Origin of the sequence: Flavobacterium micromati (assembly GCF_900129585.1) — a bacterium.
Lineage (GTDB): Bacteria > Bacteroidota > Bacteroidia > Flavobacteriales > Flavobacteriaceae > Flavobacterium > Flavobacterium micromati.
This window is the reverse complement of record NZ_FQWF01000013.1, coordinates 115163-133720: the sequence shown is the minus strand read 5'-3', so window position 1 is coordinate 133720 and position 18558 is coordinate 115163. Positions and strand designations below refer to the sequence as shown.

Here is an 18558-nt window from a genome sequence, read left to right as displayed (position 1 = left end):
CAACAAAAGCTACTACAATTGTCACGCTGGAAGCGTCTCAACAATATCGAGAAACTTTATCGAGACGCTTAAAGCGTGACAGAATAAAAGGATAATATAACTCGAGTCTTTATTACTGAAAACAATATTATTATATTCTGCTCGTATCAACAAAAGGTACTACAATTGTCACGCTGGAAGCGTCTCAACAACATCGAGCAACTTTATCGAGACGATTACAGCGTGACAAAATAAACAGGATAGTAGAATTCAAGTTTTTATTATTTGAAAACAATATTATTTTATTCTTTTCGTATCAACAAAAGGTACTACAATTGTCACGCTGGAAGCGTCTCAACAATATCGAGCAACTTTATCGAGAAACTTTATCGAGACGCTTAAATCTTGACAAAATAAAGGGATGATATCACTTGAGTCTCTAATATTTGAAAACAATATTATTTTATTCTGCTCGTAGCAACAAAAGCTACTACAATTGTCACGCTGGAAGCGTCTCAACAATATCGAGCAACTTTATCGAGACGCTTAAAGCGTGACAGAATAAAAGGATAATATAACTCGAGTCTTTACTATTTGGAAACAATATTATTTTATTCTGCTTTTATCAACAAAAGCTACTACAATTGTCACGCTGGAAGCGTCTCCACAATATCGAGAAACTTTATCGAGACGCTTACAGCGTGACAGAATAAAAGGATAATATAACTCGAGTCTTTATTACTGAAAACAATATTATTATATTCTGCTCGTATCAACAAAAGGTACTACAATTGTCACGCTTTAAGCGTCAACAATATCGGGCAACTTTATCGGGACGCTTTCAGCGTGACAGAATAAAAGGATAATATATCTCGAGTCTTTATTACTGAAAACAATATTATTATATTCTGCTCGTAGCAACAAAAGCTACTACAATTGTCGCGCTAGAAGCGTCTCAACAATATCGAGAAACTTTATCGAGACGCTTAAAGCGTGACAGAATAAAAGGATAATATAACTCGAGTCTTTACTATTTGGAAACAATATTATTTTATTCTGCTCGTAGCAACAAAAGCTACTACAATTGTCACGCTGGAAGCGTCTCAACAATATCGAGCAACTTTATCGGGACGCTTTCAGCGTGACAAAATAAAGGGATTATATAACTTGAATCTTTACTATTTGAAAACAATATTATTCTATTCTCCTTTTATCAACAAAAGGTACTACAATTGTCACGCTTTAAGCGTCAACAATATCGGGCAACTTTATCGGGACGCTTTCAGCGTGACAGAATAAAGGGCACAGCTCAAATAAATAGCACGATCGAAAATGATTTATTCAACTAAACTGAGCACTTTTTAAAACTAAACCTTAAACACTTTTTCAAGCTGAACACTGATCACTAAATTACTCCTCTTTCTTAATAACCTTCCTAGCAACTTCAATCTTAAACTTCTTTCCTTTCATTTTTTCGTCCTTAATTGCGTGCAATAAATCTTTTACCTTGTTGAATTTCACAGCGGCAAAAGAGATAAAATCTTTAACTTCAATCAGTCCTAAATCACCTTTTTCTAATTTTCCTTTTTGAGAAAAGAAACCAACAATATCAATTTTATTCAATTTATTTTTCTTTCCACCACTTATGTAAATGGTCTGAAAGTGAGGTGGTTTTGGTAACGTATTAGTATTTTCTACGTTAAAAACTTCCATTCCGTAATCTAAATAATCTGCTTTTTTCTCACTTTCATGAGTAATTATGTAAGCTGTTCCAGACGCTAGCATTCGAGCGGTGCGACCATTTCTATGCGTAAATTCATCCTCTTTTGAGGGTAAATGATAGTGGATCACGTGATTCATTTCAGGAATATCCAGACCACGAGCTGCAAGATCAGTTGTAATTAAATAACTTATACTTCCATTACGAAATTGTATTAGTGCCCGTTCTCGCTCGTCTTGATCCATTCCGCCATGATAATACGTAGCATAAATTCCTTTTTCGTTCAATGTATCACTAATGCGTTCTGCTGCATCGCGATGATTGCAAAAAACAATAGCCGATTCTGACTTCAAAGAACAAATCAAGTTGAACAAACTACCTATTTTATCTTTTTCCTTAGAAACTACCATTTTCATCGCAAGTTTTGACTCTTGCTCGTTTTCTGGTATAAAGTCAAGAATTGTTGGATTCACAACTCTTGTATACCTTGGAATCTCAATATCGGAGGTGGCTGAAACCAGAACACGTTTATTTAATTTGGATAATTTACCAATGATAAATGACATTTGTTCGTGGAAACCTAATTGCAGTGATTTATCAAATTCATCCAAAATTAATGTTTGAATCTTATCTACACGAAAAGTTCCTCTGTCAATGTGATCTGCAATTCGGCCTGGCGTTCCGATTAAAACTGCAGGTGGATTACTTAAATTTTTAATTTCGGTATCTATAGAATGTCCGCCGTAACAAACATTTACTTTATAATCAGTTCCCATTTTTTTCCAAACTTGCTCAATTTGCAATCCTAATTCACGAGATGGAACTAGAATCAAACATTGAACAGAAAGTATTTCAGGTTGCAACATTTCTAAAATAGGTAACAAAAAAGCGAGTGTTTTCCCCGAGCCCGTTGGCGAAAGCAATAAAATGTTACTATCATTTAAAATTGCATCTTGGGCAACTTCTTGCATTTCGTTTAGGCTTTCAATGCCTAAATTCAAAAGTATATTGTTGGAATGGTGTTTCTTATTCATTTTATTAATTTGTGCAAAGGTAATTTTAAATTTTAAAGTTTTCTTTTTTTAAAGTACAGCTTTGTTAATCATGGATCATTGCGATAGTATTTTAAAAAATACTAAATTTGAAATTGAACTAAAATTTAAATTATGAGATTTTTTACCTTTCTTTTTTTACTTATTTCGGTTACTTTATTGGCACAAAAAACTACCAAATACGATACTTTTTTTGAAAAAGGAAATGGAAATCAATCTGCTGATTATTATCAAACTATTGATTATTACAAGCTCTTAGCTAAAGATTTTCCAACAATTATAATTCAAGAAATGGGACTTACCGATAGCGGAGAACCATTACATATAGTTATTTTCAATTCTGATAAACAATTTAATTTTGGAGACATCCAGAAAAATAAAGCGGTAGTTTTACTCAATAATGGCATTCATGCTGGCGAACCAGATGGTATTGACGCCAGCATGCAATTGTTTAGAGATTTGGCTTTAAGCCGAATTACAGTTCCAAAAAATACAGTTGTTGTCTGTATTCCAGTTTATAATGTAGGAGGATATTTGAATCGAAATTCCACTTCCAGAGCCAATCAAGATGGACCTGAAATTTATGGATTTAGAGGAAATGCTAGAAACTTCGATTTAAATCGCGACTTCATCAAATCAGATACTAGAAACACAAAAAGTTTTGTAGAAATATTCCATAAAATAAATCCTGACGTTTTTATTGACAATCACGTAAGCAATGGAGCCGATTATCAATATAAATTAACTTACATCATGACGCAACACAATAAATTAGGAACTGTTTTAGGTGATTTTTTGAATACTGAAATGATGCCAGAATTAGTAAAAGATCTCCAAAAAAAGAATATCGAAACTACACCTTATGTCAATGCTTTTGCAGACACACCTGACAAAGGTTTTGCACAGTTTTTTGAGAGTCCGAGATATGCAACAGGTTACACCTCATTATTCAATACCATTGGGTTTGTGGTGGAAACTCACATGTTAAAAAAATATGAAGACCGAGTTAAAGTTACTTACGAATATATGCGGTCAGCAATTGATTTTACCGACGTAAATTATTTAAAAATCAAGCAATTGCGACTTAAAAACGAGGAACAATATAAACCTCAAAAATCGTACACTATAAAATGGGAAATTGATACTACAAAAACAATTCCTTTTTCCTTTTTAGGATATGAAGCTAGCTATAAAAAGAGTGATGTAACCACAGGAAATCGCTTATTTTACAACCGTACCAAACCATATAAAAAAGAAGTCCCTTTTAGCAAAGAATACAAATCTGTAAAAGAAATTGTAATACCCACAGCGTATGTTATATCACGAGGATTTTGGCCTGTTATTGAGTTATTAAAAAGTAACGGAGTGCAAATGCAAGAACTAAAAAGAGATACTCTAATCGAGGTAGAAAGTTACCGAATTGCAGATTTTAATACGGTAAATTCTACGTATGAAGGGCATTATTTGCATCGAAATACAACTGTAACAACTCAAATCAAAAAGCTTGCTTTCGCCAAAGGAGATTATATTATTTCAACAGCACAAAAAGGTATTAAATATTTATTGGAAACATTAGAACCAGAGGGAATTGATTCATTTTTTAATTGGAATTTTTTTGATACTATTCTGCAACAAAAAGAAGGCTATTCTAACTATGTTTTCGAAGATACGGCAACTCAAATTTTGAAAGATAATCCAAATCTGAAATCTGAATTTGATACTAAAAAGCAAAGTGATGCCAACTTTTTAAAAAGTCCAGAAGCACAATTGGACTGGATTTACAAACATTCTGCTTATTATGAAAAAGCTCATTTACAATATCCAGTATATCGCATTTTAAAATAAAGGAACGTAATTTTTCTATTTTAATTTTAATAAAATAATAATTAGGATATAATACTAAGAGTAAAAAAATCAAACACAGATTTCATTAATTTGCACAGATTCGTTGTAAATTCGTGAAATCTGTGTTTAACTTTCAGGGACAATTGTCGAAGTAAATAAATTAAAATTTATTCTCCTCCTCAAATAATAATTTGATGTTTTCGTAAGAGTTTTTTAGTGCTTCTTTAATTTGCTCTGGATTGAGCCAAGCTACTTTTTCTATACCTTCTTCGATTTGACCTTTTGGAGTGCCTTCAAAGTCGGATTGCATTTCGTACCAATGTGTTATTTTTAACTTGTACTTGCTATTTCTCCTAAAAACATGATACGTCTTTTGAAGCTTATGTGAAATGGACAAACCATTTACGCCTGTCTCCTCCTCTACTTCACGCATTGCGGTGTCTTCTAGTTCCTCTCCTTTTTCAATACCGCCTTTTGGCAAATCCCATTTGCCATTTCGAAATATAAATAAAACCTCCCCTTTTTTATTATAAACTAAACCTCCTCCTGCTTTGCAAACACTGATTTTTGATTTCAATGTCTTCATAATCAAGCTTTCATCTGGATGATATAAATAAGCTTTCTGGATTTTATTTTGAAATATTTTTACTATAAGTTGCTCTATGTCAATACTTTCTAATAGAAATAATTGAAAATCTGTCTCTTTAGAGATGTGATTTGTTAAAAAAAGTGGCTTGTCGTTAACAAAAACTTTATACATTTGTATTATGATTTTTAATAAAGATACAGCCGAAAAAACAGCCGAATTCCTTTTGCAAATAAATGCAATTAAATTGAATCCAAGAAATCCTTTTACATGGGCTTCGGGATGGAAATCTCCTATTTATTGTGACAACCGATTAATTCTCTCATTTCCAGCCGTGAGAAACTATGTCCGAGATGAATTTTCGAAAAATATAGAAAAGAACTTTGGCAAGCCTGATGTTATTGCCGGCGTTGCTACTGGAGCGATAGGAATAGGAATGTTAGTTGCTGAAAGTATGGGGTTGCCGTTCGTATACGTGCGGCCTGAACCTAAAAAACACGGGAGACAAAATCAAGTAGAAGGTTTTTTACAAAAAGGGCAAAATGTAGTTGTTGTCGAAGATTTAATTAGTACAGGAAACAGCAGTTTACTTGCCGTGGAGGCACTTCGTGAAGCTGGCGCTAATGTTAAAGGTATGGCTGCCATATTTACTTACGGGTTTAATGTCTCAGAGGAAAATTTTAAAGCTGCAAAACTGGATTTATATACATTAAGTAATTATCAAAATTTATTGAATTTGGCTGTGGCCAAAAGATATATCACCGATGATGAAGAACAAACATTACGAGAATGGAATATGAGTCCGTCCACTTGGACAACTGAAGTTTAATAATAAAAAATAAAAATAATGAACTTAGAAAGTCCTAAAGTTACCGTTGAAAAATCAGCCCTCGAATTATTTAATTCACTCAGTGATGTTAGAAATTTTGAAAAATTAATGCCTGAAAATATAGCTAAATTTGAGGTTATCGGTGATGATGCCTTCATTTTTGGATTAAAAGGAATGCCAGAAATAAAATTAAAAATGAAGGAAAAAATTGCTCCAACTACAATTATTTTAGGTGCAGCTAGTGATAAACTTCCATTTACATTGGTAGCTAATATTGAATCTCTTTCTGATAATTCAAGCGCTGTGAGACTTGATTTTGAAGGTGAATTCAACGCTATGATGGCTATGATGATTAAAGGACCTATTGGAAAATTCATAGAAACTTTAGCAAATAACATGCATAAATTGTAGTTGTAAAAATATTTCACTTTATAAAACATAGAGAAAAGATTTACGTTCAAGCGACTTCTTTTCTCTATTTTTTTAAAATTTACCGAGAAAAGATTCAAAATTAAAACTCTTTATTTTCTACTTTCTATACTTCATACTTGCTTTAATAGAGCATCTGCACTTCTTTAATATCAAATTCTACAATTGAATCGTCCTCCAGCAAAATTTGTAATTTTCCGATCGAAGAAACTCCTTGAATAATTCCCATAAATTTAATATTATTTTGATTTGAAAAAGGCATAGGAACGTCTATTTTAAACAAATAGTTGCGATATTTAGAATTGCAAATGGATGGTGTATTCTGACTTAATAAAATATTTTTCTCTATTGTATTCCCAATCGATGCCAAAAGCTGATCACGATCGAAGTTAGTATCGCAAATAACTTTTAAAGACGAAGCTCGCGGTAGATTATTGAAATTAGTTTGATTAACATTGAGACCTAAACCCACGACAGAATTAATTGATCCGTCACTTTTAATGCTATTTTCAATCAAAATGCCACCAATTTTTTTATTATATGACATTATGTCGTTCGGCCATTTTATACTAAGATTAGGAATATTGAGAGATTCTAAAACTTCTATAACCGATACTGAAATAACGATATTGAGGTCGAAAATTTGACTAATATTGACGATAAAGCCCTTAACCAAAATACTCATCATAAGGTTTTTACCAACCTCAGAAGCCCAAACAGCGCCCATTTGACCTTTACCCTGTGTCTGGCAATTGGTACTGACTATTGTGAAATTTTCAAGATCTTTTTTACTAGACAAACCTTTTAGGAACTCATTTGTGGAATCTATGGCATCGAGTTTGATTACTTTCATTTTACGTTTTTTGTGAACAGAATTTAATATTATGTTAAGGTTCAAAAATAATGACAAAAAATGGTAACTTTACAAACTTATATAAAATAATTCATGGCGAAAAAGACTATAAATAACGACATCCTATTAGCAAACATAATTAATGGAATCGAAGAAGTAAAAGGAAATGATGTTACCATACTAGATTTAAGAGAAATAGATACAGCTGTTTGCGACTATTTTATCATTTGTAACGGAAATTCAAATACTCAAGTTAATGCCATCGTAAATTCAATCCAGAAAACAGTTTCAAAAGAATTGAAAGACAAGCCCTGGCATGTTGAAGGAAGTGATAATGCTGAATGGGTGTTAATGGACTATGTAAATATTGTGGTTCATGTATTTCAAAAACACATTAGAGAATACTACAACATCGAAAATCTATGGGGCGATGCTAAAATAACCACCATCGAAAACAAATACTAAAGACATATAATCCGTAGTAATGGCTAAAGAAAAAAATCCTAATCCGAATAAGTTTAAAGTAAGTCCGTGGTTAATTTATACTGCAATTTTATTAATTTTTTTATTCATCAGTTTTGTAACAGGCGGTTCTAGTTTAAATGAACCAGGGCAGTTAACTTCTTCAAAATTCAATGACTTTTTGGCAAAAGGTCAAATAGAAAAAGTTATCGTATATAATAAGACAGAAGCCGAAGTATTCCTGAATGCCGCAGCTTTAAAAGATGCTTCTCACAAGAAAGTGTCAAAAGATGTTTTTGATAGACCTAATAAAGGACCTCATTACACATTTGACATCGGTAATGATCAAATATTCCAGAACAAACTCGAGAAAGCTGTAAAAGAAGGGAAGTTAAAAGACTTTAATTTCTTACCAAAAAACAATTGGTCGGATATTTTAATAAGTTTATTACCTATCATCATTATCATTGCGGTTTGGATCTTCATTATGAGAAAAATGTCAGGTGGTGGTGCAGGTGGAGGTGGTCAAATTTTTAATATTGGAAAATCAAAAGCGAAACTTTTTGATGAAAAAACAGATATTAAATCAACGTTTAAAGATGTAGCTGGGTTAGAAGGAGCAAAAGAAGAGATACAAGAAATTGTTGAATTTTTAAAAAACCCTGAGAAATATACAAATCTAGGCGGTAAAATTCCGAAGGGAGCTTTACTTGTAGGTCCTCCAGGAACAGGAAAAACATTATTGGCGAAAGCCGTAGCCGGAGAAGCGCAGGTGCCTTTCTTCTCGCTATCTGGTTCTGATTTTGTTGAAATGTTTGTAGGAGTTGGTGCATCTCGGGTTCGAGATTTATTCAAGCAAGCAAAAGAAAAATCTCCAGCAATCATTTTTATTGACGAAATTGACGCAGTAGGAAGAGCTAGAGGAAAAAGCAACATGTCTGGTGGAAACGACGAACGCGAAAATACTTTGAACCAATTACTAACAGAAATGGATGGTTTTGGAACAAATTCAAATGTAATTGTGCTAGCAGCAACTAACAGAGCTGATGTGCTTGACAAAGCATTAATGCGTGCTGGCCGTTTTGACAGACAAATTTTCGTTGATTTACCAGATATTAGAGAAAGAGCTGAAATCTTTCAGGTTCACTTAGCACCTATCAAAAAAGTGGAAGGTCTTGATCTAGATTTCCTAGCAAAACAAACTCCAGGTTTCTCTGGCGCTGATATTGCAAACGTATGTAATGAAGCTGCATTAATTGCTGCTCGTCATAATAAAACTGCTGTTGATAGACAAGATTTCCTTGATGCTGTTGATAGAATAATAGGTGGTCTCGAAAAGAAAAATAAAATAATCACTCCTGACGAAAAAAGAGCAATTGCAATTCATGAAGCTGGACACGCAACTGTTAGTTGGATGCTAGAACATGCTGCTCCTCTTATTAAAGTGACAATTGTTCCGCGCGGCCAAAGTTTAGGCGCAGCGTGGTACTTGCCAGAAGAAAGACAGATTGTGAGAACAGATCAAATGCTTGATGAAATGTGCGCAACAATGGGCGGACGAGCTGCTGAAAAAGTAACATTTGATAGAATATCGACAGGCGCGTTAAGTGATTTAGAAAAAGTAACCAAGCAGGCACGTGCAATGGTAACTATATACGGTTTAAACGATAAAATAGGAAATGTTACTTATTACGATTCATCAGGACAGGGGGATTATAATTTTTCAAAACCATATTCTGATGAAACCGCGAAAGTTATTGATGCCGAAATCTCTGCTTTGATTGAAGGTCAATATGAAAGAGCCATAAATATCTTGGAACAAAATAAAGATAAGTTAAACCAGCTCGCCGACATTTTAATCGAAAAAGAAGTAATCTTTAAAGATGATTTAGAAGCTATATTCGGAAAAAGAACATTTGATAAAAATCTAGGTGCAGTAGTATCATAAATTACATCATTTCTCAATTTTTTAAAAATCTTAATTCAAAAACCAATTTTGAGTTAAGATTTTTTTATCTTTGAACGTTTTGAAATATTAATACAGTACATTAAAAGCATATGAGTCTTTTTAGAAAATTTTTTGGGTCTAGTAATTTATCTTCCGATGAAGAAAAAGAAACTGAATTCAGTAAACCTTTTACCGAAAATACTACCGCTATAGATGAACTTTTTATTCATAACTTTAAAAAAAATGGTGGCAAGTTTTTATATTGTGAAAATTACGAAGAGGTAAAAGAACAATTTGAAAATATATTAGAAGAAAACGATTGGTTTGAGAGTGAAGTTTTATGTTACGATCCAGCTTTAGTTAGCATGCTAGATGACAATAAACTAACCTACAACAATCCCAAAAACCCTAAATTCGTCCTTGCAAGTTGTGAAAATTTAATAGCTGATGAAGGTTCGATTTTATTTTCGTCAAAGCAGATAAAACAACATAAACCGAACGAATTGCCAGAAAACATTATCGTTGTAGCCAAAACAAGCCAAATCATCGGAGAAAAAACAGACGGCTTAAGCGCCATAAAAAGAAAATATATTACAGATTATCCCACTAATATCACGACTATAAAATACTTTCGAAAAGTTAAAGAAGAAGACTTTACTCAATACGGAAGTTCAGCAAAAAATCTTTATTTACTCCTTGTAGAAGATCTTTAAAATGAATGAAACTCTAAAACGAGGTATATCAGGAGCTGTTTATATTGTATTATTACTTGTTTCTATTTTATACTCCACTGAAACCTTTTTCATTTTATTTGGAATTTTTCTACTAATTGCAATTTATGAATTTTGCAATTTAGTCGATTTAAAAAAAGCATTTCCATTATTTATTGGATTTTTGATTTACACTTCAGTAACATTAATCAGCAGTTACAATAACATCACGATCGAAAGAATAAACAAAATATTTAATGCTAATGTTGCTATTAATATTAACATCCAGCAACTGAACATTGTACTATTAGTTATTTCATTAGTAGTGTCAATAAAATGTATTCTATTTTTATTTTACGATAGTATTCAGAAGATAAGTACATCATCCAAATACCTTTATTTAATAGGATATATCATTTTACCATTTGTGTTTATAACAAAAATATCATTTGGTATAAATGATTATAATCCAAAAATTATAATAGGACTGTTTATTTTGGTTTGGACAAATGATACATTTGCTTATATCGTAGGCAAATCAATAGGACGAACAAAACTTTTCGAAAAAATATCACCTAAAAAAACAATCGAAGGACTTGTAGGCGGAATCGTATTCGCTGTTATAGCCGGTTATTTAATCTCTAAGTATTATATTAAAGCAAATCCTCAATTTAGCGAAAGATCCATTTTAATTTGGACATCAATTGCTGTAATTACTGGAATCGCTGGAACTATTGGCGATTTAATAGAATCTAAATTTAAGCGAATAGCAGGTGTTAAAGATAGCGGAAGTATAATGCCTGGTCACGGAGGCATACTAGATCGTTTAGATAGTGTTATATTTGTGGCACCAATTATTTTTTTGTTTTACCAAATTTTAAATTATGTTTCATAAAGAAGGAACCCAATCAATTTTATTAGGCAGTATTTTTACCGCTGTTGTTTTACTATTATCAGATTATTTAATTGACCAATATTGGTTAAAAATAGGTGTACAGATAGCAACCTTACTGCTATTAATAATCATTTTACAGTTTTTTAGAAATCCTAAAAGAAATGTTATAAGCGATGAAAACATAATTCTTGCACCTGTTGATGGCAAAGTAGTAGTTATTGAAGAGGTATTTGAAGGAGAGTATTTTAAAGATAAACGTTTGCAAATATCTATTTTCATGTCGCCTATAAATGTGCATGTTACACGTTACGGCTTGAGTGGTCTTGTAAAATTTAGTAAATATCATCCCGGTAAATTTTTAGTAGCTTGGCACCCAAAGGCAAGTGAGGAAAATGAACGCACTACGATTGTGATCGAAAATGAAACGTTTGGTGAAGTGCTATATCGTCAAATTGCTGGAGCACTAGCGAGACGTATCGTAAACTACGCTCAGGAAGGAATGCAAGTAATTCAGGGAACTGACGCTGGCTTTATAAAATTTGGTTCTAGAGTTGATATTTTTTTACCATTAGGAACAACTATAAATGTATCCTTGAATGACAAAGCAGTTGGAGGAAAAACTGTTATCGCTACTAAATTATAATGATTGAACTAGATTTAGATACCCGATTTGCGGCGGCTGTGGAAATAGCATCGGCAATGACGCAAGCTTCTTTACCTCAAGATGTGCAGCTCAGACTGTACGCTTTGTACAAGCAAGCCACAAGGGGAACTTTAGATCTAAAGCAAAATTCATCATTCCATTTACGCGATGCTTTTAAAACTAATGCCTGGATGCAAATTAGCCACCTTTCTATTGATGAAGCCAAAGAAAATTATATCGCAATGATTCATTCACTGTAAAAAACATTTTTTCTGAAATGAGTTTATTTTCGGTTTTATTGTGAATTCTAACAATGCTGCATAAATTATCGATTACTCTAAATTAAAAAAAGCACAATATGAAAAGAATAAAATTTTTAGCAGTTGTTTTCTATTTCATACTTATTTTGCAATCTTGTAATAATAATAAATTAATTGAAGTAGTTGAAGTTCCGTTGCCAACGGTCGTAGAGCAAAAGGTAGTCGTTGGATCCCCTGATGATATACAAGCTTTTGAAGGATCATTTCAGCTTGATAAATTGGGATACGCTTATAATGCACTAACGCCTAATATATCAGCTGCTACTTTAGAGTTGCATTATTCCAAACACTATTTGTCATACACTAACAATCTCAATAAAGCAATAGTAGGCACGCCGCTTGAAAATTTAACAATAGAAGAAGTTTTAGCCAAATTAGATCCAAATAATGAGATAATGCGAAATAACGCTGGTGGATTTTATAACCATTCTTTGTATTGGAAGTGTATGACTCAAAAAGGAGGAGGCGAACCACAAAATGCTCTAGCTGAGGCTATAATTCGAGATTTTGGTTCTTATGGAATATTCGCTTCGTTGTTTAAAGAAGAAGCTTCCAATCAATTTGGTTCTGGTTGGGCGTGGCTAATTCTCGATCGAACTGGGAAACTTCAAGTTACTGTTACTCCAAATCAAGATAATCCATTGATGCGAAATGCTCCCGTTGCTGGAACTCCAATTTTAGCATTAGACCTCTGGGAACACGCTTATTATTTAGATTACCAAAATAAAAGAGGTAGTTACATCGATGCTTTTTTCAAAATTATCAATTGGAAAAAAGTGGAAGAAAATTATGAAAGTGCTCTAAAAAAATAATTTGAATTACAAAATAAAAAAAGTGATAGTACAAAAACTGTAATATCACTTTTTTATTAAAACCAACAATGAACATTTCTTCAAATCAATTTACCTCTAATTGATAAATGAACGACTCCGAAGGTTCAATTTTTATTTTTGCTTTTCCCTCGCCATTTAAAACCTCGAGCTTTACCGAATTATTTTTATAAATTTGATCTGTTAAAGTATAGGTTCCATCTTTTAAGTTCCATTGCGTTATAATATCAGATGGAATTTTTAATTCAAATACGCTAACTGTCAACCAAGAAAAGTTAGTAACTACAATTAATTTTTGATCATTAGACCAGCGCGTAAAAGCATATATTCCGGCATCATAAGCTTTAGTTGACTGCTGATTGATGGTTTGAATTTCCTGGTATTTCCCCATTAATGCTGAACTATTAATTGAAAAATTCAGCAATTTTTTGTAAAAATTACGGAGCTCTTTTTCATCATGAGTTAATTGTCCACCATCAAATTTTCCACCATTCATCCAGCGCTGATGGTTTGGCACTCCCATGTAATCAAAAATAGATGTTCTGGACTGCAATCCAAAACCAGCATTTTCATTTCCAGCCTCCCCTACTTCTTGACCAAAGTAAACCATCGTAGGCGATGTACCAATTGTTATGGAGTACACCATTAATGGTTTCCCTTTTTGTAGGGTTCCAGCAAATTGCGCACTTGCTAATCGCTGTTCGTCATGGTTATCCAAAAAATGGAGCATATTATGCTCTATATCTTCCAGCCCTTTTTGAATATTTGTTAAATCATTTGGTGCCGATTTTCCTTGAATAATTTCTTTTAGTTTATCATACGTTTCCACTTTGTCATACAAATAATCCATTTTTCCCAATTGAATGTAGTTTCGATATTCTTTCGGATTGTACACTTCTGCGAGTAAAAAAGCATCTGGATTATTTACCTTGATTGCAGAGTTCATATAACTCCAAAATTCAACGGGAACCATTTCGGCCATGTCAAAACGGAAACCATCAACTCCTTTTGCTGTCCAATACAAAGCAATATCTCTAAATTTTACCCATGAATTAGGAACATCCCTATTTTTCCAAAAATCGAAATGCTCTTGATAGGATTTTGTTTCAGAACCAGCAGGTAGTTCAGGAAAATCTTTGAATCCATCCGGACGAATTCCGTAATTAACTTTTATTGTTTCATACCAATCATTCTTATCTGGTTTTGCCATACGCGAACCATTACCGGTCCATTTGGCAGGAATTTCTACAAATTTACCATCAATCAAAGAATTTTTCTCGCCATTAAGTGGCACAACACCGTCTGGAATTTCAAATTGCGTTTTAGGAATATAATAAAAGTTGTTGTCTCTTTTATATTCGACTGTTGTGTCAACATCAGCGCCAAAATCTTTTATTCCACTAGGATTACTCTTGCCTTCATATTTACGAGCGATATGATTAGGAACAATATCAATAAGCATTTTCATTCCCGCCTTGTGCGTTCTATTAATCAAAGCTTCAAATTCCTGCAAACGGTCTGCTGGATTAACTGCTAAATCAGGATTTACGTTGTAATAATCTTTTACCGCATAAGGAGAGCCAGCTCGGCCTTTGATAACTTCGGGATCATCGTTTGAAATTCCTATTGCAGTGTAATCTCTCACTAACGCATGATGCGGCACTCCAGTGTACCAAATGTATGTTACACCTAAATCTTTAATTTCCTTCAAAGCTAAATCTGTAAAGTCATTGAATTTCCCCACTCCATTTTCTTCGATTGTTCCCCAAGGTTTATTGGTGGTGTTTTTATTGCCAAACAATCGGGTAAAAACTTGGTAAACTACTTCTTTTTTAGTGGAAACCAACTCTTTTTTTTCTTCATTCATTTTTGGTTGCGTCGTTTTACAAGCTGAAGCTAAAATTAGCAAACTCAGACTTACTGCTGTTGTTGTTTTTTTAATCATTATAATTATTTAAGATAATTTTTTAAGTATTAGAGATGCATTAACATCAATGCACTAACCACTTTTTAAAATTACTGCAATTTTATTAAATGAACTTCGCCATTTATAAAATTAAAAAAAATCTAATTTGGCTAGTACAACTACAACGAAGGAGTAATAGTATTTGTTAATAACTTTAAATTTGCTAATTTTTGTTCTGATTGGCAAGAACTATGAAGCGCTGTAGTAAACAAGATCATTTAAGTGTAGATTAGTTTTTGCATTTAGATTATGCAACGGATGACGCACCCAACCTTGTAAATCTAATTACTTTTTTACGGTAAATTCAAAAAAAAAAAAACGGTAAGTCTACACTTTTAATGATAAAACTTAGGACCTAAAAAGTCTTATTTTAGAATAATATCGCATAAATTTATCTTTTCTGGTATTTCTTAAATGGATTAGAAGACATTGTTATCTTTTTTATTTACTTAGCCATTATTTTACTCCGTTATAAATAAACCTTAATATAGATTAGGATTGTATGCTTTTTCATAAATTTGTCAAAAAATAAACCCATTGAAGAAATCGCTCTTTTTCGTTTGTTGTTGCTTCTTGTTACTGCTTTCACAAGTAGTTTTGGCACAAGCCCCGAAAAAAATTATTGTAGAAAATTCTGATTTTGCTGATGTGAATCAAGTTGAGATTCCTGATGCATTATTGTTGATAGGAAATGTTCGTGTAAATCACGACGGAATTGTAATGACTTGTAATAAAGCGTATTATTTCCAAAAAGAAAATTACATAAAAGCTTTTGGAAATGTGCAAATGGTTCAAGGTGATACTTTGTTTTTAAATAGCAAATACGCAGAATATAATGGAAATTTAAAAAAAGCTTATGCTTCTGGAGATGCGGTAATGAGTTCTCCCGATGCGACACTAGAAACAGAAATTATCAATTTTGACAGAAACGCACAGGAAGTTTTCTATGATACTCCCGGAACTATCGTTAATAAAGACAATATTTTAAAAAGTAACGCTGGTAGATATTACGCAAATGAAAAGAAATTTAAATTCCTGACAGCTGTTACAATTACAAATCCAACGTATGTTATCAAATCAAATCATCTTGATTATTACAGTAATTCTGGGCATTCATACCTTTTTGGACCATCAACAATTACTAGCAAAACCAATTATATTTATACTGAAAAAGGATTTTACGACACTAAAAAAAATCTGGCTCATTTCCTGACCAAATCATTTATCAAATATGATGATCGTGTGATTCGGGGTGATAGTTTATATTATGATCGAAATAAAGAATTTGCATCGGCTACCAGAAATGTAAAAATTACTGATTCAGTCAATCGCGGGATTATAAAAGGTCATTATGCCGAGTTGTACAAAAAATTAGATTCGGTTTTTGTTACTAAAAGAGCATTGGCTGTAAACTTTGTCGAAAATGACTCGGTTTACATACATGGAAAAAAATTAATGGTAACTGGAAAAGAAGGTGAAAGAATAATTAGAGCTTTTAATAATGTGCGATTTTTTAAAAAAGATATGAGCGGAAAATGTGATTCAATTCATTCTAGTTCGAAAATTTCTTTGACAAAAATGATTGGTAATCCCATACTTTGGAATGGAAAAAGTCAAATAACTGGTGATCTCATGCATCTTATAGGAAACAATACAACTCAAAAATTAGATTCACTGAAGGTACTCAATAATACCTTTATTGTATCACAGGATACTATTGGAACAGGTTACAACCAAGTTAAAGGTCAAAATCTATATGGAAAATTTGAAGACGGAAAATTGCGGGATGTTGACATTATTAAAAATGCCGAAGTTATTTATTACATGCGAAATGATGCACAAGAGCTTATTGGTATCAATAAAAATGTAAGTAGTAAAATCAATCTTCTGTTGGATAAAAATGAAATTGAAACCATCACTTTCTTTCAACAAGTGGATGGAGATATTTATCCAGAAAGCGAGTTGCCTGAAAATGCTCGTAAATTAAGAGGATTATTATGGCGAGGAGAGGAACAAATTAAATCTAAAGATGACATTTTTCCTGCCGAAGAGAATGGAGAAAATGCAACAGAAGTTAAGGAAACCAAAGCCGCTATAGCAAAAGAAGAAGTTCCAATGAAAATTAGAAAGGAAACTTTGAACTACGACAAAAAACAAAAACCACTTCCAGCCAAAACTGGAAAAGTAAAATAACTTAAAAAACAATAGTTTTGAAAACTGATTTTTTAAAATATCAAGCGCAAACTTCACCATATCCATTAGGTATGGAAGTTTCCCATGCTGTGGGATCTTATATTTATGATACTAATAATAAAAAATACTTAGATTTTGTGGCAGGAGTTTCAGCTTGCTCACTTGGACACCAACATCCACGGGTGAATCAAGCAATAAAGGATCAACTTGATAAATATTCACACGTAATGGTTTATGGTGAATATTCGCAAAGTCCAGCAGTAGAATATTGTAAATTATTAGCTTCACTCCTACCGCCAGCGTTAGACAAAACTTATCTCGTCAATTCAGGAACTGAGGCAATTGAAGGGGCTTTAAAACTCGCAAGACGAACCACAGGACGAAGCCAACTAATTTCTTGTCATAACGCATACCACGGAAATACGATGGGATCAATGAGCGTAATGGGATTCGAGGAGCGCAAACAAGTATTTCGTCCACTGATTCCTGACGTTGATTTTATAACTTTCAATAATGAAGATGACTTACAAAAAATAACAACAAAAACAGCAGGAATTATTCTAGAAACCATTCAAGGAGGAGCAGGATTTATTCAGCCACACAATGATTTTCTAAAAAAAGTACGTCAGCGATGTGATGAAGTTGGAGCCATGATGATTCTCGACGAAATCCAACCCGGTTTTGGAAGAACAGGAAAACTTTTTGGATTTCAAAATTATGATGTTGTCCCAGATATTCTTGTAATGGGTAAAGGAATGGGCGGTGGAATGCCGGTGGGAGCCTTTACTGCTTCATCAGAAAGAATGGATTTACTAAGTGATAATCCTAAATTAGGACATATAACAACCTTTGGAGGTCATCCTGTCATTGCGTCAGCGTGCTTAGCAACTTTGAAGGAAATTACAGAGACCAACCTGATGCCCGAAGCAATAGAGAAAGAAAAGTTGTTTAGATCGCTTCTGGTACATCCTTTGATAGAGGAGATACGAGGTAAAGGATTAATGCTTGCCGCAATGACAAAAAGTGCTGATATTACTAACGAAGTAGTGCTGAAATGTCAAGAAAAAGGACTTATTTTATTCTGGTTGCTTTTTGAAGGAACAGCAATTCGAATCACGCCGCCGCTAACTATTTCACAGCAAGAAATACGAGAAGGTTGTAAAATAATTCTTGAAGTTATGGACGAAATAACTTTAAATCATTAATTTTATTTGGAGCTAATCCGGCTATTTGTTACAATCTTTTACATCCGCCGCGGCGAACATAAAAGGATTTCCACTTCTATCCGGGCTAGTGAT

Annotated in this window: 16 protein-coding genes; 12 read left to right on the top strand and 4 right to left on the bottom strand. The window is 33.0% G+C overall.

The annotated features are described in order from the left end of the window. Positions 1-1389: 1389 nt before the first annotated feature. Positions 1390-2733: a DEAD/DEAH box helicase gene (locus BUB42_RS14250; protein WP_073021552.1), complete on the bottom strand. Its 1344-nt coding sequence runs from the start codon at positions 2731-2733 to the stop codon at positions 1390-1392. A gap of 132 nt (positions 2734-2865) precedes the next feature. Between BUB42_RS14250 and BUB42_RS14245 the strand changes: the two genes are divergently transcribed. Beyond that, a complete protein-coding gene (locus tag BUB42_RS14245) occupies positions 2866-4596 on the top strand; it encodes a M14 family metallopeptidase (RefSeq protein ID WP_073021550.1) in 1731 nt (576 codons plus the stop codon). Between the two features lie 160 nt (positions 4597-4756). Here the strand turns inward: BUB42_RS14245 and BUB42_RS14240 are convergent, their stop codons facing one another. Further along, positions 4757-5356, bottom strand: coding sequence for an NUDIX hydrolase (locus BUB42_RS14240; RefSeq protein WP_073021548.1), 600 nt, complete (start codon positions 5354-5356; stop codon positions 4757-4759). A 7-nt stretch (positions 5357-5363) separates the two neighbouring features. Here BUB42_RS14240 and pyrE point away from each other — a divergent pair, with 7 nt between their 5' ends. Then, complete coding sequence (gene pyrE / locus BUB42_RS14235; RefSeq protein ID WP_073021546.1) at positions 5364-6011, top strand: orotate phosphoribosyltransferase; 648 nt, start codon at positions 5364-5366, stop codon at positions 6009-6011. A gap of 18 nt (positions 6012-6029) precedes the next feature. After that, positions 6030-6422: an SRPBCC family protein gene (locus tag BUB42_RS14230; RefSeq protein ID WP_073021544.1), complete on the top strand. Its 393-nt coding sequence runs from the start codon at positions 6030-6032 to the stop codon at positions 6420-6422. A gap of 142 nt (positions 6423-6564) precedes the next feature. Here the strand turns inward: BUB42_RS14230 and BUB42_RS14225 are convergent, their stop codons facing one another. Beyond that, positions 6565-7293, bottom strand: a complete 729-nt coding sequence (locus tag BUB42_RS14225; RefSeq protein WP_073021570.1) for a biotin--[acetyl-CoA-carboxylase] ligase — start codon at positions 7291-7293, stop codon at positions 6565-6567. Between the two features lie 93 nt (positions 7294-7386). Between BUB42_RS14225 and rsfS the strand changes: the two genes are divergently transcribed. From rsfS to BUB42_RS14190, 7 genes are all read left to right on the top strand, one after another. Beyond that, on the top strand, positions 7387-7758 hold the full coding sequence (gene rsfS / locus BUB42_RS14220; protein ID WP_073021542.1) for a ribosome silencing factor: 372 nt from the start codon (positions 7387-7389) through the stop codon (positions 7756-7758). 19 nt (positions 7759-7777) lie between these two features. Further along, complete coding sequence (gene ftsH / locus BUB42_RS14215) at positions 7778-9703, top strand: ATP-dependent zinc metalloprotease FtsH (RefSeq protein WP_073021540.1); 1926 nt, start codon at positions 7778-7780, stop codon at positions 9701-9703. 110 nt (positions 9704-9813) lie between these two features. After that, positions 9814-10416: an LUD domain-containing protein gene (locus BUB42_RS14210; RefSeq protein ID WP_073021539.1), complete on the top strand. Its 603-nt coding sequence runs from the start codon at positions 9814-9816 to the stop codon at positions 10414-10416. A 1-nt stretch (position 10417) separates the two neighbouring features. After that, the gene (locus BUB42_RS14205) at positions 10418-11308 is read left to right on the top strand and encodes a phosphatidate cytidylyltransferase (RefSeq protein WP_073021537.1); all 891 of its coding nucleotides are present in this window, start codon (positions 10418-10420) and stop codon (positions 11306-11308) included. Then, the gene (locus tag BUB42_RS14200; protein WP_073021535.1) at positions 11298-11951 is read left to right on the top strand and encodes a phosphatidylserine decarboxylase family protein; all 654 of its coding nucleotides are present in this window, start codon (positions 11298-11300) and stop codon (positions 11949-11951) included. Before BUB42_RS14205 ends, BUB42_RS14200 begins: the two co-directional genes overlap by 11 nt. Then, complete coding sequence (locus tag BUB42_RS14195) at positions 11951-12211, top strand: acyl-CoA-binding protein (RefSeq protein ID WP_073021534.1); 261 nt, start codon at positions 11951-11953, stop codon at positions 12209-12211. Before BUB42_RS14200 ends, BUB42_RS14195 begins: the two co-directional genes overlap by 1 nt. A 98-nt stretch (positions 12212-12309) precedes the next feature. Continuing rightward, the gene (locus BUB42_RS14190) at positions 12310-13083 is read left to right on the top strand and encodes a superoxide dismutase (protein ID WP_073021532.1); all 774 of its coding nucleotides are present in this window, start codon (positions 12310-12312) and stop codon (positions 13081-13083) included. Between the two features lie 85 nt (positions 13084-13168). Here BUB42_RS14190 and BUB42_RS14185 read toward each other — a convergent pair whose 3' ends face one another. After that, positions 13169-15046: an alpha-amylase family protein gene (locus BUB42_RS14185; protein ID WP_073021530.1), complete on the bottom strand. Its 1878-nt coding sequence runs from the start codon at positions 15044-15046 to the stop codon at positions 13169-13171. A 558-nt stretch (positions 15047-15604) separates the two neighbouring features. Between BUB42_RS14185 and BUB42_RS14180 the strand changes: the two genes are divergently transcribed. Both BUB42_RS14180 and BUB42_RS14175 read left to right on the top strand, forming a co-directional pair. Further along, a complete protein-coding gene (locus BUB42_RS14180; RefSeq protein ID WP_073021528.1) occupies positions 15605-17260 on the top strand; it encodes an OstA-like protein in 1656 nt (551 codons plus the stop codon). A 17-nt stretch (positions 17261-17277) separates the two neighbouring features. Next, on the top strand, positions 17278-18465 hold the full coding sequence (locus BUB42_RS14175) for an aspartate aminotransferase family protein (RefSeq protein WP_139257405.1): 1188 nt from the start codon (positions 17278-17280) through the stop codon (positions 18463-18465). Positions 18466-18558: the final 93 nt, after the last annotated feature.

Bases quoted from the DNA above. Each gene is read 5' to 3' on its own strand.
- BUB42_RS14205 (WP_073021537.1), top strand. From the start codon at position 10,418: ATGAATGAAACTCTAAAACGAGGTATATCAGGAGCTGTTTATATTGTA.
- BUB42_RS14190 (WP_073021532.1), top strand. From the start codon at position 12,310: ATGAAAAGAATAAAATTTTTAGCAGTTGTTTTCTATTTCATACTTATT.
- BUB42_RS14195 (WP_073021534.1), top strand. From the start codon at position 11,951: ATGATTGAACTAGATTTAGATACCCGATTTGCGGCGGCTGTGGAAATA.
- BUB42_RS14230 (WP_073021544.1), top strand. From the start codon at position 6,030: ATGAACTTAGAAAGTCCTAAAGTTACCGTTGAAAAATCAGCCCTCGAA.
- BUB42_RS14245 (WP_073021550.1), top strand. From the start codon at position 2,866: ATGAGATTTTTTACCTTTCTTTTTTTACTTATTTCGGTTACTTTATTG.
- BUB42_RS14185 (WP_073021530.1), bottom strand. From the start codon at position 15,046: ATGATTAAAAAAACAACAACAGCAGTAAGTCTGAGTTTGCTAATTTTA.
- BUB42_RS14240 (WP_073021548.1), bottom strand. From the start codon at position 5,356: ATGTATAAAGTTTTTGTTAACGACAAGCCACTTTTTTTAACAAATCAC.
- ftsH (WP_073021540.1), top strand. From the start codon at position 7,778: ATGGCTAAAGAAAAAAATCCTAATCCGAATAAGTTTAAAGTAAGTCCG.
- BUB42_RS14200 (WP_073021535.1), top strand. From the start codon at position 11,298: ATGTTTCATAAAGAAGGAACCCAATCAATTTTATTAGGCAGTATTTTT.
- BUB42_RS14250 (WP_073021552.1), bottom strand. From the start codon at position 2,733: ATGAATAAGAAACACCATTCCAACAATATACTTTTGAATTTAGGCATT.
- rsfS (WP_073021542.1), top strand. From the start codon at position 7,387: ATGGCGAAAAAGACTATAAATAACGACATCCTATTAGCAAACATAATT.
- pyrE (WP_073021546.1), top strand. From the start codon at position 5,364: ATGATTTTTAATAAAGATACAGCCGAAAAAACAGCCGAATTCCTTTTG.
- BUB42_RS14225 (WP_073021570.1), bottom strand. From the start codon at position 7,293: ATGAAAGTAATCAAACTCGATGCCATAGATTCCACAAATGAGTTCCTA.
- BUB42_RS14210 (WP_073021539.1), top strand. From the start codon at position 9,814: ATGAGTCTTTTTAGAAAATTTTTTGGGTCTAGTAATTTATCTTCCGAT.